We start from the raw sequence: 14,318 nt of genomic DNA on the forward strand, positions 1-14,318 counted from the left end.
CGGAACGGGGGTATCGCAACAGATTTACGGAGGGTCCTTCATGACCATTTCTCGTCGCCATTTCCTTGGCACAACCGCTGCGGCCACGTTGGCCACACTTGTCACCCCTACCTTTGCGGCTGGACGCACCTTTTTCGGCATCGCCACAGGCGGCACGGGCGGCACCTACTACCCCTTGGGTGGTATGCTGGCACAGCTGATCTCGAACACAGCCGAGTTACCCGACACCAAGATTTCGGCCACAGCGGAAACTGGCAACGCTTCGGTCGCCAACGCACAGCTTCTGGGCCGTGGCGAAATTGAATCGGCTTTCGTCGCCGCAGACATCCTTGACGCTGCTTCGCGCGGCGTTGGCCAGTTCGACGGGGCACCCTTGGAGAACCTGCGCGCCATCGGGGCGCTCTATCCCGAGACTGTGCAACTGGTCGTGCGTGCCGATAGTGGCATCGAGACCTTCGAAGACTTGAAAGGCAAGTCGATCTCCTCTGGTTCGCCGGGTTCGGGCCAGTGGCAGCTCTTGGGCGATCTGCTGGAAGCCCACGGCATCGCGCGTGAAGAGGTGTCCGAAGACTATTCGTCTTTCTCGCAATCCGTGGACAAGATCAAAGACGGCAACCTCGATGCCTCGCTGATCACAGCCGGTCTGCCGACCTCCTCGGTCACCGATCTGGCCAACGGCCACGACATCCGCATCGTTCCGCTGAACGGTCCGGCCATCGCCAAGTTGCAGGAAACACAGCCCTATTACGCAAATGCCGTGATCGGGGCGGGTGCCTACAAAGGCGTGGACGCTGACGTCGAAACACTGGCCGTGCGTGCGATCTGGGCCACACATGCCGATGTGCCCGAGGACCTGATCTATGCCGTGACCAAGGCGCTGTACGAAAACACCGAGACCTTGGGTCAGGTGCACCCGATGGGCAAACAGATCTCGATCGACAAGGCGCTGGAAAGCGTGTCGATCCCGGTGCACGACGGTGCGGCTAAATACTACGCGGAAAAGGGCATTTCCCAATAATGCCTCTGCGCAGCTATCTGCGCAGCGTGGGGGTGGCGGCCTTGACTGCCATCCTCTTCCTGCCGTTCGCCCCCTTGCCGGTTCAGGCCGACACGGGCGGCGTCTGGCTGTGCCTGACCGAAACGCGTGGCAAGGGCGCCAACATCGCGCGCCTGCTCTTGGGCGATCCGGCCACGTTCGAGTTGAGCTTTATCCACTCGGTCTCGCGCACCCCCGTCCGCGATCTCTATCGCGTTGAAAACGGACAGATTGTACAAACCGCCGAGATTTTCATGGCCCACGGCGCGGGCCTGCCGTCCATCGCAAATGATATGGATGCAACCGGCTGGCGTCACGAAAACGGGACGTTCATTCTGGACATGAACCGTTTGACCGGCCCGATCCCCATCCGCATCCAAGCCGAATTCAAGAACACGCTACACATTGCCGGGACCGATCTGCCATTGGCCGATCTGGGCCATGCGGCGCTTACCCTTGCCCCGTGCGACGAGGAAATCCTGAAATGACCCAACAGACCAATCCCAAATCCGCAGGCGCCCACACCGCGGCCGACGGCGACCGCGAATTGTCCGCCGACGAAGTCGAGGCACTGGTACGCGAATACGATTCTGAATCGAATTTCCGCAATCTGGTCGGCCCCACCGCCATGCTGGTCACCATTGCATCGGTCGCGCTGTCGCTGTTTCACGTCTACACTGCAGGCTTTGGCCTGCTGAATGAGGTGATGCACCGCACGATCCACCTGAGCTTTGTGATGGGTTTGATCTTTCTGGTGTTCCCGCGCAAACGGGCGGTTGCCACGCCCAAACTCTGGGTTGAATCCGTGATCTTTGCGGGCTTCTATCTGTATATCCTGTACGACATCGCCATGACCCTGCCGCCCAGCACGTTGAAAACCGTGTTTGTCGTGGTGGTGATGGCGCTGGTCGCGTTGACGCTTCCGGTCAACCTCAAGAACGCGGACCCCGGCAAGGTTGCCGTGCGCGATTGGGTCTTTGCCGCCTTTGGTGCGGGGTTTTCGGCCTATCTGACCATCTTTTTCAAACACATCTTTATCGACAACGTCGGCAGCCCGCCCGAACCTGTCTATATGATGGGCGTCGTCGCCATCATCATGACACTAGAGGCCACGCGCCGCACCATGGGGCCGATGCTGGCCTGGATCGGGATCGGCTGCCTGCTTTATGCGCTGGTCGGGCCCTATCTGCCGGGCATTCTGGCCCACCGCGGCTATTCGATCACGCGCATCGTCAATCACCTATTCATCGGAACCGAAGGCATATACGGCGTCGCGGTCGGCGTTGTTGCGACCTATGTGTTCCACTTTGTCCTGTTCGGCATCCTGGCGCAGATGAGCGGGCTGGGGCAGCTGTTCATCGACCTGGCCACCATCATCGCAGGGCGCGCGTCAGGCGGCTCGGCCAAGGTCTCGGTGGTTTCTTCGGGCTTTTTCGGAATGATCTCCGGCTCGCCCATTGCCAACACGGTGACCACGGGTGCGTTCACGATCCCGCTGATGAAGAAATCGGGGTTCTCCGGCCGCTTTGCTGGCGCGGTCGAGGCATCGGCCTCGTGCGGGGGGCAGATCACGCCGCCGATCATGGGGGCTTCGGCCTTTGTCATGACCGAAATGCTGGGCATTCCGTATAACGAGCTGATCCTGATCGCCATCGTACCGGCGTGTTTTCATTACATTGCGATCCTGTTGATGGTGCACCTTGAGGCCAAGAAACTGGGCCTTGAAGGTCTGTCCAAGGACAAGATCCCGCAGTTCGGTGCCGTGCTGAAAAAATCGTGGCACCTGTTCATCCCGCTGGGGGTCATGGTGGCGATGCTGTTGATGCAGTACACGCCGTTTCTGGCCGCATTCTGGGGGATCATCCTGACCATCGCTTTCAGCTATGTGCCGTTGGTGATGCGCGCCTTGGGCAATACGGACATGGACACTTCGACCGTGCTGACCCCGCCCCGCCTTGTGCGTGGCTTTGAGGATGGCGCGAAATTCGCGCTAGCGATCGGCGCCGCCTGTGCCTGTGTCGGCTTCCTGCTGGGCATGACCACGCTGACAGGCCTTGGCTTCAAGTTTTCGGGCGCGGTCGTGCAACTGGCGCATGATGTGGCGGGCGTGATCATCGGTCTGGATTTCACCGGCCTGCTGTCCGAGAACGGCATGGCGCTGTTCTTTGGCCTGATCTTTGTCGCCATCGCCTGTATCATCATGGGTGCGGGCATCCCGACGACGCCCACATATATCATCCTCGCCTCGATCGCGGCCCCTGCCTTGATGGAATTCGACGTCCCATTGGTTGCCACGCACTTTTTCGTCTTTTACTTCGGGGTGCTGGCCGACGTGACGCCTCCCGTGGCGCTTGCGGCATATGCGGCAGCGGGGCTTGCAAGGTCCGAACCGATGTCGACCGGTACGACCGCGTTCCGGCTCTCAATGGGCAAGGCGCTGGTGCCGTTCATGTTCATCTATGCGCCCAGCCTGTTGTTCGTGAACTTTACATGGGTCGAATTCATCACCGCCCTGCTGTCGGGACTGCTTGGCATTCTAGCACTCTCTGCGGCCTATATCGGCTGGTTCCGGCGCGATCTTGTGCTGTGGGAAAAAGCGGCGCTGACGCTCGCGGGCCTGCTGCTGATCTCGACCTATTGGGCCGCCATCGCGGTGGGCGTGCTCACACTGGCCTTTGTGCTGTTCCGTCCGGGCACAAGGACCAGCATGGTCTGAGGAGACAAGGTGCGGTCACTGGCCTTGTCCCGGCAAGGCCAATGACCGCGCGTCAGATCACCTTTGCAGACCGCAGGGCATCCAGCGTGTCTTGTGAATATCCCGCCGCCCTCAGCACTGCATCGGTATCGGCCCCAAGCTGTTGGGGCATCAGCTCCGAGGTGCTGTTCGCGCCGTTGACCTTAAAGCTCATGGTCGGGATGTGAATTGTCCCTTCATGGCCGTCGACGTGGATTTCCCGGGTCAGCCCCCGTGCGGCGATTTGAGGCTCTGCCAGCATTTCGTCCAGACCGCGAATCCGCCCTGCTGGGACCGCTGCCACGGCAAGAACATCTTCCCAATGCATGGCAGGTTCCGTCAGGAATGTCTCTTCCAGCGATTCACGCAGGCTTTTCCAGTTCGCATGGCGCTCTGCGACAGTCTCCCATCGAGGATCTTGCAGAATGTCCTCTCGCCCGATGGCCATACACATGTCGCGGAACTGCGCATCGTGGTTCGCGGCCAGCATCAGAATACCATCGGCAGTTTCAAATGCACCCGACGAAGGACTGGCGCTCCACGCTTCGTTTCCGTTCTGGACGGGCTTCCACCCGGTGGTCAGATGTGTGGTCATCAATGACGCCATAAGCGTCATCGCCGTATCCAGCATCGCCACATCCACATGCACGGCAGTCTTTATGCGGTCCACTTCGCGCAAGGCTGCCATGATCGCCATCGCAGCGTTCATTCCGGTGGCATAGTCGATATAGGGTGCGCCCACCTTGACCGGACCGTCGCCGGGTTTTCCGGTGGTCAGCATGATGCCGCACATACCCTGGATCACGTGATCATAGGCCGGACGGTTGCTGAACGGACCATCCTGACCGAATGCAGAAATTGAGCAATATACCAACTTCGGATTAATTCCGCGCAGCGCCTCGAACCCCAGCCCAAGCCGTTCCGCAACACCCGGCTTGAAGTTCTCTACAAAAACATCTGCATCGGCCATCAACTGACGCGCGACTGCGAGGCCCTCAGGTGTTTTCAAGTCCAGCGTGACAGACCTTTTGCCCGCGTTGTGCCCCAGAAACCCCAACGCCATGCGCTGCTCGGCCAACCCGGGCAAGGGGCCTCCCGTGCGAGTCCAATCACCTTCGCCCGGCTTTTCGATCTTGATGACCTCTGCGCCCATCAAGGCGAGTTGATAGGTGGCATAAGGTCCCGCCAGAACCTGGCTGAGATCAATCACGCGAATGCCTTTGAGTGGCTGAAACATGGTCTGCTTTACCTTGGGAATGCTGTGAGAGAAGGGACGGCTCGGGCCATTCGGTCGGCCCGAGCCGCGGGCGCTGATGCAGGTCGCTTATTGCGGTTCGATGCCGGCGTTTTCAAAGATCGCTTGGTTCTGCGTATAGCTTTCGCTAACCTCGGCGGCGGCGGCGTCCAGATCTTTGTAGAGGATAGGAATGTTTGCCGCCGGCACGACCTTGGCAAAGTCCGCGTCAGTTTCCGCGGCCTTTAGGGCGGTGCTCAAACGTTCCAATGCCGCACGCGGAGTACCTTTGGGCAGGATCAGCGTGGTACGCGAGTCCATGCCCAGCGGATAGCCTGCCTCGTTGATGGTTTCGACCTCGGGCGCCGACGGGTGACGGAATGTGGTCAGCGCAACAATGGATTTCAACTCGTCGGGATATTTGTAGTGAATGCCACCGGACAGAACCAAAGCCACCTGCTTGCCCAGAAGCGCGTTCATCATATCGCCACCGCCCTTAAGCGGCACGATATTCACATCCAGCCCTTCCTTTTTGGCGATGACTTCCATGATCATGCGCGCTGTCGGGCTAAGTGATCCATAGCTGAAACCGGGATTCCCTTTTGCCCAAGCGACAAATTCCGCAAGCGTATCGTAAGGCGCGTCTTTTTGCGTTGCCAGCGACACCTGATAGGCGGTGATCATGCCTGCGTATTCGAAATCGTCCGGCGTGAACGTCACCCGCTTCATCATGAAAGGCTCAGTGTTGATCACACTGTTGGAATGAAACAGGATCGTATAGCCGTCCGGTTTTGCCTTCTGAAGCTCGTGCGCTGCCAGAATACCACCGCCGCCGGGTTTGTTCACCACATTGACCGGAACACCAAGCTGGCCGGACAGAACCCGGGCCACGCCGCGCGCCACCAAATCAGTCTGCCCTCCTGCCTTGTATCCCACAAGCACAGTCAGCGGGCGATCCGGGTACTCTTGCGCATGGGCCGCGTTTAGCCCGGTCAGCGCCATCAAGGCCACGGCTGCGACCCTTAAAAGCGTTCTTCGTTTGGTTGTGTACATCTGTTTTCCTCCCAGTTTTCAGATTTGCGATTGTTTGGTCGTGCCCACGTCCAACGCCACCTTTTGCGCGGCAAGACGACTGTTGGTCCGGTTGATCCAGAACACCGTGACGACGGTCAGCACGGCAAAGCCGATAGCAATCGGATGCGCCGGCAGACGCATGACGTCGTGATCCAGGATTTGAAGGGACTGGCGAAAGGTCAGTTCGAGATTGGGACCAATCACAAAACCGATCAAAAAGGTGACAAAGGAAAAGTCCAGCTTGCGCGAGAAATAGCCCAGCAGCGCAAAGCCCAGCATGAGATAGATCGAGAACAGCGTGTTCGTGTCCATGTAGGCCCCGACACAGCACAGGAACAGCACAACCGGAATGATCAGCCGGATCGGCACGCGGATAATCTGCGCGAAAATGCGTTGGCCAGTGTAGCCGACAATCAGCAGGATTAGGCTGGCGCAAAGCATCGCGGCATAGAGATCGGCTACCATCTGCGGCTGTTCTATGAACATCATCGGTCCCGGCGTCAGCCCGTGCAGGACCAGCGCAGAAATCAATATCGCCGCGATCACGCTGCCCGGAATGCCCAATGCGAACAGCGGCACAAAGCTTGCCGGGACCACCGCGTTGTCCGCGCTTTCGGCTGCGGCGACACCTTCGATCATACCGGTACCGAATTCTTCAGGCGTCTTCGAAGCCCGTTGCGTCGCCCCGTAAGACAGAAAAGACCCGACACTGGCGCCCAAGCCCGGCAGGATGCCGACCACCGACCCGATCAGCGTGCCGCGCCCGATCACCGGTAGGCACCGGCGCCATTCTACCAGCGTAACCCGCCGATCATCCGGCGAGGAGCTGTCGTTGATTTTTTCGGCTTCGCTGTCGATGCTGTGGGCATTGCCGGCCTGAATGACCATTTCGGAAATTGCCAACATCCCGATCGCCATCGGTACGAGCGAAATGCCGTCATCCAGTTCCAACAGGCCAAAGGTCATGCGCGGGATAAAGGTTTCTGTTTCTATCCCGATGGTCGCGAAAAATACGCCAAAGGCGGCCGCGATCAGACCCTTGAGCATGGAACGCCCGGCCAGCCCTCCGATGAACGTCAATGAAAACAGCAAAATTGCGCATAGCTCGACCGGGCCGATCAAGAGCGCGTAGCGCGCCAGAGGTGCAGCCAGGGCGATCAGGACCAGCGTGGAAAGGAAATCGCCAATAACCGAGGCGAACAGTCCCATCTTGAGCGCCTTCTGGGCCTTGCCCTGCCGTGCCAACGGATAGCCATCGAGGGCCGTGGGTGCCGAAGACGGCTCTCCGGGTGTATTTAACAGGATGGCCGATACGGCACTGCCCGCCGCGCTGCCTTTGGCAATTCCGATCAGCAAAGCAATGGCCGCGACCGGCTGCAGGTAGAACGTCATGGGGATCGCCACGGCGACGCCGGTGGCCTTGCCCAACCCCGGCAGAGCACCAAGGACATAGCCAAGAGTAACGCCGACGGTCACCCAGAACAAAGTGACCGGCGTCAGAACGTTTTGAAAGCCGACAAGAAGATGTTCCATGCCCCGGTCACACGATCGCGGTGCCGAGCACTTTGTAGAAAAGCACCCAGATCGCCAGCAACAAACCGGCGGGCATCAAAACCAGGATCAAAGGCCGGCGTTCACCCAGAAGAACAAGGGTCCCAGCAATCAGAACGATTCCCGCACCAAGCGGTGTGCCAAGCCAAAACAGGACCAACGCGACGATAAAGACCGCTGAAACCTTCAGCAACGCAATCAATTCGCTGCGTGAAAACACTGCATCGGGCAGCAACGGCGGCGCACCCGCCTTGCGCAGGCTTTTCACAATCAGCAGCCCTGACAATCCGACAATGATGATCATCGCAAGATTGGGAACCAGTCGAGGCGAAACATAGCCGGTCGGGGCCTGCTCAATCTGCAATGGGATCACAAATGCCAGCATCATTAGCCCGAAGACCGCCAGCACAATCCCCGATATTAGGTCTGCACGTTTCATAGTTTTCCTCCCCTTCGACAGCTTGCGCGCAAAATCGACCGACCTTTCGCGCATCACAGTCATTGCTGCCAGCACCATCTCAGTAGCCCCGGCTCTCCCCTGCTTCAGGGGTAACGAAGCTCAGCTAAAAGGAGTAGCCGGAAGATTCTTGAATGTGATAGAAATTCATTATGACCAGTTCAGCCCCCCATCTCGACCGGCTTCGTTTGCGCCAGCTTCGTCTGCTTGAGCTGATCGACACCCATCGGTCCTTACGGGCGGTGGGCGAAGTGATGAACCTGACCCAACCGGCTGTTTCGCAGATGCTGAAAGATCTCGAATTTGCTTTTGGTGTCACATTGGTAGACCGGTCAGTCCGTGGCGCGATGCTCGGCCCGCTGGGACAACTCGCCTTGCAGAGGGCCCGTACGGGGCTGGCAATCTTTGACAACCTTGCGGCGGATTTGCACGCTGATCTACCAACTGTTGTGCGTGTCGGAACCAATCCCGCCGTCATGCTGGATCTTGTGCCGTCCGCCTTGCACCATATGGAAGCGCATCGCGCCAACATCCGCTTTCGCCTTGAGGCTGGAACGGTCGGCAACATGATGTCCGGTCTGCTCAACGGTGATCTGGATTGCTATGTCGGGCGTGTCGACTGGACCGCGACGCCTGAGCAAATGGCTGAAACATTGCGGTACGACCCTCTGACCGAGACCAGCCTTGTCGTGGCCTGCTCGGTCGATCACCCTCTTGCAAACCGCTCCAGTGTCTCCGCTACAGAGTTGGCACAATGGCCCTGGACCTTGCCGTCTGGTGATACGAACAACCGCCGCAGCATCGAAACAGCCTTTCGCAATTGTGGCGTGCAAGCGCCGGTTCCGGTGGTCGAGGTTTCGGCCGATCCCACGTCACTTTTGCGCCTGACCCAAAAGATCGAGCTTCTGACCTGTCTGCCAAAGATCGTTCTGGACACCTATGCAGCCGAGGGCCGGATCGTGCCGCTGGTCACCCCCGACCTTGATTTCCTGCGCATCCAGACATGTTTTGTCACCCTGCGGGAAAACGACACCCTGCAATCTTTGCAAATGCTACGCGAGGCATTGGTGCACGTCTGCTTGGAACGCCCGGACGTGACTGAGGGCGGCTAGGGGGCGCAGCCGTGCCAGAATAAGGGTCGCAAACACAGATCAGAAACGCCCGCCATTTTTAAAAAAACAATAGCCAACAAAAATACTCAGGATTGTAAAACCCCCTGCCCCCCTCTAGGTTCGCCACCGAATCGCAAGAGGAAGCAACGGATGTCCTTTCAGAAGACCCCACCGAAATCTGCCTGCGTCGATGGCACGGGCTGGCTTGCCACATCCGACAGCGCCGCATTCTATGATCAGGTGCTGGATGCCTGCAAACTGTGGGAACTGCCCGTGACCCGACAGGGCGATGCCAAGTTGGTGGTGACCTCCGACCTTGGTGAGATCCGTTTTGACACCGCAGGGGCAAAAGTAGGTATCTCCATTGCCTCGGACAATGACGCCAACCTTTTCATGTTGCGCGAAACCGTGGCAGCGCAGATCGACTATTTCTCGCCCGAACTGGCCGAAGCGCTGACATGGCAGGCCGCACCGGTCACGGGCACGATGCCACCCAACTTCAAACTGGCCAAAGTACTGTCCGTGACGCCCGCGGGTGCACATTTCTGGCGGCTTTCGGTGACGGGCGAGGCTTTGGATGCCTTCGCGCGTACAGGCCTGCACATCAGACTGGCGTTGCCTGCGAAAACAGGCACCGCGCAATGGCCCCAGTTGAACGAAAAGGGACGCGTGCGCTGGCCAACGAAGACGGCGCTGCATGTCGCGGTTTATACGGTGCGATCCTTTAATCTGGCCACGGGCGTGCTGGATATCGACGTGTTCCGCCATGTGGGAGGCCCCACCTGCGACTGGCTGGAACAGGCAGCCAGCGGGGATATGGTCGGCCTGATGGGTCCAGGCGGCGGTTGGGTGCCCGATACACCGCACCTGGTGATCGCAGGCGATGAAACCGCCCTGCCCGCCATTGCCCGCATTCTGGAGGCCATGCCTGACACCACTACAGGCACGGCTCTGATCGAAATGGCCGATGTCTGCAACTATCCGCTGCCTGCATGTCCTGGTGCGATGCAGATGCACCTGTTGTCGCGTGCACGTGGTGACACACTCGAAGCCGCGCTAGAGACCTCTGATCTGGGCACACCGGGTCAACGCTTTGTCTGGTTTGCCGCTGAAAAAGACCGCGCCACTGCCATGCGCCAGATGCTGCGCGAGACCAAAGGCGTGGACCGGCAAGAATCCTACGTCACCGCATATTGGCAACGGGGCTGACATAGCACCCTTTGATCATCCCCTTCGAAAGGACCCCTCATGAGACACCTTCTGGCACTTGTATTGTCCACGCTCTGGGCCACGGCCACCCTCGCGCAGGACTATCCGCTGACAGTGTCCCATGCGTTTGGCGAAACCGTGATCGAGGCCAAGCCTGTGCGGATCGCCTCTGTGGGCTGGGCCAATCACGAGGTGCCGCTGGCACTGGGGATCGTTCCCGTGGGGTTTGCCCGCGCGAATTGGGGGGATGACGACGGTGATGGGCTGTTGCCCTGGGTCAGCGCGCGGCTCGAAGAACTGGGGGCCGAGGTGCCGCCGCTGTTCGACGAAGGGGACGGAATTGATTTCGAGGCGGTCGCGGCCACCAACCCCGATGTGATCCTCGCGGCCTATTCCGGCATCACCCGCGCCGACTATGACACCCTCAGCCGCATCGCGCCGGTCATCGCCTACCCGCACGCCGCGTGGACAACGACATGGCGCGAGATGATCCGCCAGAACGCAGCCGGTTTGGGCATGGCAGATCAGGGCGCGGCACTGGTGGCCGACCTTGAGGCGCAGATCGCCACGGCCGTGGACAAACACCCCGACCTCAAAGGCAAGCGCGGCATGTTTGTCACCCATCTGGACCTGCGTGATCTCAGTACTATCGGTTTTTATGCCGCCGCCGACCAGCGCGTGCAGTTCCTGGAAGACCTGGGCATGGCGACGCCGAAAGCCGTCCAAGAGGCCAGCGAGGTAGGCAAATATTCTGGCCGTGTCAGCGCCGAACGTGTCGATATGTTCGATGACGTGGACGTGGTGGTGACCTATGGCGATCAGGCACGGCTGGATGAACTGCTGAAGAACCCGCTAATCGCCCGCTTTCCGGCGGTTGCGCGCAATTCCGTGGTCCTTCTGGCCAACGACCCGATGGGCACCGCTGCCAACCCCACACCCTTGTCGATCCCCTATGTTCTGGATGACTACCTGACCCAACTGGCAAGCGCCGCAACACGCACGACCCCATGAGCGTTGACCGCCGTCACAATGCCTTGAGGGGCACAATGGCTCTTACGCTGCTGGCGCTGACGGCAGGCGTGTCGCTAGCAGTCGGCACGCGGCCTGTGGCCTGGGCTGAAATCTGGGCGGGTCTCACCGGCCATGTCGACAGCATCGGAGCCGCTGCGGTTGCGGTGCGGATGCCGCGCACGGTCCTGGCCTTGCTGGCAGGGGCGGCCTTGGGTGTGGCGGGCGCGGTGATGCAGGGCATCACCCGCAACCCGCTGGCCGATCCGGGTATTCTGGGCGTGAATGCCGGTGCTGCCTTGTTTGTCGTAGTGGGGATTGCGTGGTTCGATATCAGCGGCGCTGCCACCTTTATGTGGCTGGGCGTGGCAGGCGCGGGCTGTGCGGCAATTTTTGTTTATGCCATCGGATCGACAGGTCAGGGCGGTGCGACACCGCTCAAGCTGACATTGGCGGGCACTGCGACCTCAATTGCGGCGTCGGCCTTTGTTGTCGCGCTGGTTTTGCCACGCAATGACATAGCGGGCGGCGTACAGGCCTGGCAGGTTGGCGGTGTGGGTGGCGCCAGTTTTGACACGCTGTTGCCCGCGCTGCCGTTCTTGACCGCGGGCCTTTTGCTCAGCCTTGCGGCAGCTCGGGTTCTGAACGCGCTGGCCCTCGGCGAAGACCTGGCCGCAGGTCTGGGACAGAACGTGGCGGCGGGGCGGATCATGTCGGCGGCGGGTGCGATCCTGTTATGTGGTGCGGCGACTGCGCTGTGCGGGCCCATCGGATTTGTCGGGCTGGTCGTGCCCCATGCCGCACGCATGTTCGGTGGCATTGATCACCGCGTATTGCTGCCACTCAGCGCTATCGGTGGCGCGGTTCTTTTGGGGAGCGCCGATGTTCTGGGTCGGGTGATTGCACGTCCCAATGAACTGGACGTCGGCGTTGTCACCGCCTTTGTCGGCGCGCCCTTTTTTATCTGGACAGCCCGCCGTCAAAGAATGCGCGGCCTGTGACCTTGATCATCGACACACAGGCAGCTGCCCCCGCATCCCATGCCCGCAACCGTGGCACCCGCCGCGCTGTGATAGTGCTGAACATGCTTGGGCTATGCCTGGTGGGGCTGATCGCACTGACGCTAAGCTGTGGCCAGGGCTGCCTGCCCCCCGCGCACGTGCTGGCGGCATTGACCGGCGCGGACGCGGGCGGTGCGGATTTTGTGGTGAACGACCTTCGTCTGCCGCGTGCGTTAATGTCGCTTGTGGTCGGGCTGTGCTTCGGTCTTGGTGGAGCTGCGTTCCAGGTGATGTTGCGCAATCCGCTGGCAAGCCCGGACATCATCGGCATCAGCGCCGGAGCCGGAGCGGCGGCGGTGTTTGCCATTGTCGTCCTGTCGCTCGAAGGTTGGGCGGTCTCTGCCGTGGCTGTCAGTGCGGGGCTGGGCATTGCGACGCTGATCTGGGGCCTGTCTTCAGGACGCGGGGCTGCCGGGGCGCGGCTGATCCTTGTCGGGATCGGCGTCTCGGCAATGCTGAACAGCGTGACCTCCTACCTTCTGCTGGACGCGCCTGCATGGGACCGCGCCGAGGCGATGCGCTGGTTGACGGGCAGCATGAACGGCGCGCAGCTGGTGCAGGTCTGGCCAGTGGTCGCGGCGCTGGCGGTCTTTGGCGGGCTGTTGGCGGTGTCGGCGCGTGATCTTGACCTGCTGCGGTTGGGCGATGACGCGGCGCGCGCACTGGGGGTGCGCAGCGATGCCACGCGGTTTCGCGTGACGCTGGCTGCTGTCGGGCTGGTGGCCTTTGCCACATCGGCAGCTGGACCCGTGGCATTTGTCGCCTTTCTGTCCGGTCCGATCGCCGCGCGTCTGACCCGGGGTGGCCGTTTCATTCTGCCAGCGGCCGGCCTGATCGGAGCCATATTGGTGCTGGCAGGCGACTACGCAGGCCAGTTCATGCTGCCCGCCCGTCTGCCTGTCGGTGTGGTCACCGGCGCCATCGGTGCGCCGTTTCTGCTGTTGTTAATTGTCAAGGCGAACCGGAACGGAGGAACACTATGACCATGGCACGCCGGTTACGAACAAAGGATCTGTCAGCGGGTTATGACAGCCGCGTGATCCTGAAGGACATCTCGCTCGAGGTGCCCGCAGGCCGCATCACGGCGATTGTCGGTGGTAACGCATCGGGGAAATCGACGTTGCTGCGCACATTGGCACGCATTCTGAAGCCCAAGGGCGGCTCGGTGCTGCTGGATGACAATGTTATCCATGACATGCCGTCGAATGCGGTGGCCCGGATCATGGGGCTGTTGCCGCAATCCCCCATCGCGCCCGAAGGCATCACCGTCGCCGACCTGGTGGGACGCGGTCGACATCCTCATCACGGGTTGTTCTCACGTTGGAATGCCGCGGACGACCGCGCCGTGACCGATGCGTTAACCGCCACCGGGATCGCGGGGTTGGCCGAGCGTGATCTGGACACTCTGTCGGGGGGCCAGAGGCAACGTGCCTGGATTGCAATGGCCCTTGCCCAACAGACTGACCTGTTGTTGTTGGACGAACCTACGACCTTTCTGGATGTGGCGCATCAAATCGACGTGCTGGACCTGCTGGTCGACATGAATCTGTCGCGTAGGACAACCGTTGTCATGGTGCTGCACGATCTGAACCTTGCAGTGCGCTATGCCGATCACCTGATTGCCGTGGCCCAAGGCGGCATCCACTGTCAGGGCACGCCCGCCGATGTGCTGACCGAGGCGACGGTGAAAACAGTGTTCGGATTGGACTGTCGGATCGTCACCGACCCTGTATCGGGCACCTCCACGATGGTGCCCATCGGCCGTCACAAAAGCGGCAGTGTCGGGCAGGAAGCACAATCTAGAAAATAGTATACAGAAACACTAAGTTATATATCGCAGCG

Annotated in this window: 13 protein-coding genes; 9 read left to right on the forward strand and 4 right to left on the reverse strand. The window is 60.4% G+C overall.

Annotated features, from left to right (window positions below):
* Positions 1-40: 40 nt before the first annotated feature.
* Genes BUC08_RS20105 through BUC08_RS20115 form a run of 3 tightly spaced genes read left to right on the forward strand, consistent with a single transcriptional unit; the run spans position 41 to position 3,752 of the window.
* Positions 41-1,018, forward strand: a complete 978-nt coding sequence (locus tag BUC08_RS20105) for a TAXI family TRAP transporter solute-binding subunit (protein WP_037930311.1) — start codon at positions 41-43, stop codon at positions 1,016-1,018.
* The gene (locus BUC08_RS20110; RefSeq protein WP_051694641.1) at positions 1,018-1,524 is read left to right on the forward strand and encodes a DUF1850 domain-containing protein; all 507 of its coding nucleotides are present in this window, start codon (positions 1,018-1,020) and stop codon (positions 1,522-1,524) included. The genes BUC08_RS20105 and BUC08_RS20110 overlap by 1 nt, the downstream gene beginning before the upstream one ends.
* Positions 1,521-3,752: a TRAP transporter permease gene (locus BUC08_RS20115; RefSeq protein WP_051694640.1), complete on the forward strand. Its 2,232-nt coding sequence runs from the start codon at positions 1,521-1,523 to the stop codon at positions 3,750-3,752. The genes BUC08_RS20110 and BUC08_RS20115 overlap by 4 nt, the downstream gene beginning before the upstream one ends.
* Positions 3,753-3,804: 52 nt before the next feature.
* On the opposite strand, the gene BUC08_RS20120 is transcribed toward BUC08_RS20115, so the two are convergent.
* From BUC08_RS20120 to BUC08_RS20135, 4 genes are all read right to left on the reverse strand, one after another.
* Positions 3,805-5,007, reverse strand: a complete 1,203-nt coding sequence (locus BUC08_RS20120; RefSeq protein ID WP_037930308.1) for a CaiB/BaiF CoA transferase family protein — start codon at positions 5,005-5,007, stop codon at positions 3,805-3,807.
* Between the two features lie 87 nt (positions 5,008-5,094).
* The gene (locus BUC08_RS20125) at positions 5,095-6,057 is read right to left on the reverse strand and encodes a Bug family tripartite tricarboxylate transporter substrate binding protein (RefSeq protein ID WP_081855463.1); all 963 of its coding nucleotides are present in this window, start codon (positions 6,055-6,057) and stop codon (positions 5,095-5,097) included.
* An 18-nt stretch (positions 6,058-6,075) separates the two neighbouring features.
* Positions 6,076-7,611: a tripartite tricarboxylate transporter permease gene (locus BUC08_RS20130; protein WP_037930300.1), complete on the reverse strand. Its 1,536-nt coding sequence runs from the start codon at positions 7,609-7,611 to the stop codon at positions 6,076-6,078.
* Positions 7,612-7,618: 7 nt separating this feature from the next.
* Positions 7,619-8,068 carry a tripartite tricarboxylate transporter TctB family protein gene (locus tag BUC08_RS20135; protein WP_162179369.1) on the reverse strand — a complete coding sequence of 150 codons (450 nt, stop codon included), beginning with the start codon at positions 8,066-8,068 and terminating at the stop codon, positions 7,619-7,621.
* A 170-nt stretch (positions 8,069-8,238) separates the two neighbouring features.
* Between BUC08_RS20135 and BUC08_RS20140 the strand changes: the two genes are divergently transcribed.
* From BUC08_RS20140 to BUC08_RS20165, 6 genes are all read left to right on the forward strand, one after another.
* Positions 8,239-9,198 (forward strand): LysR family transcriptional regulator, encoded by a 960-nt coding sequence (locus BUC08_RS20140; RefSeq protein WP_051694639.1) that lies wholly within the window; start codon positions 8,239-8,241, stop codon positions 9,196-9,198.
* 150 nt (positions 9,199-9,348) lie between these two features.
* Complete coding sequence (locus tag BUC08_RS20145) at positions 9,349-10,407, forward strand: siderophore-interacting protein (RefSeq protein ID WP_051694638.1); 1,059 nt, start codon at positions 9,349-9,351, stop codon at positions 10,405-10,407.
* 39 nt (positions 10,408-10,446) lie between these two features.
* The gene (locus BUC08_RS20150; protein ID WP_037930294.1) at positions 10,447-11,418 is read left to right on the forward strand and encodes an ABC transporter substrate-binding protein; all 972 of its coding nucleotides are present in this window, start codon (positions 10,447-10,449) and stop codon (positions 11,416-11,418) included.
* 35 nt (positions 11,419-11,453) lie between these two features.
* On the forward strand, positions 11,454-12,416 hold the full coding sequence (locus tag BUC08_RS20155) for a FecCD family ABC transporter permease (protein WP_224769557.1): 963 nt from the start codon (positions 11,454-11,456) through the stop codon (positions 12,414-12,416).
* On the forward strand, positions 12,413-13,459 hold the full coding sequence (locus tag BUC08_RS20160) for a FecCD family ABC transporter permease (RefSeq protein WP_234973778.1): 1,047 nt from the start codon (positions 12,413-12,415) through the stop codon (positions 13,457-13,459). The genes BUC08_RS20155 and BUC08_RS20160 overlap by 4 nt, the downstream gene beginning before the upstream one ends.
* Positions 13,456-14,286, forward strand: coding sequence for an ABC transporter ATP-binding protein (locus BUC08_RS20165; RefSeq protein ID WP_037930292.1), 831 nt, complete (start codon positions 13,456-13,458; stop codon positions 14,284-14,286). Before BUC08_RS20160 ends, BUC08_RS20165 begins: the two co-directional genes overlap by 4 nt.
* Positions 14,287-14,318: the final 32 nt, after the last annotated feature.

Source organism: Pseudosulfitobacter pseudonitzschiae (assembly GCF_900129395.1).
GTDB classification, from domain to species: domain Bacteria; phylum Pseudomonadota; class Alphaproteobacteria; order Rhodobacterales; family Rhodobacteraceae; genus Pseudosulfitobacter; species Pseudosulfitobacter pseudonitzschiae.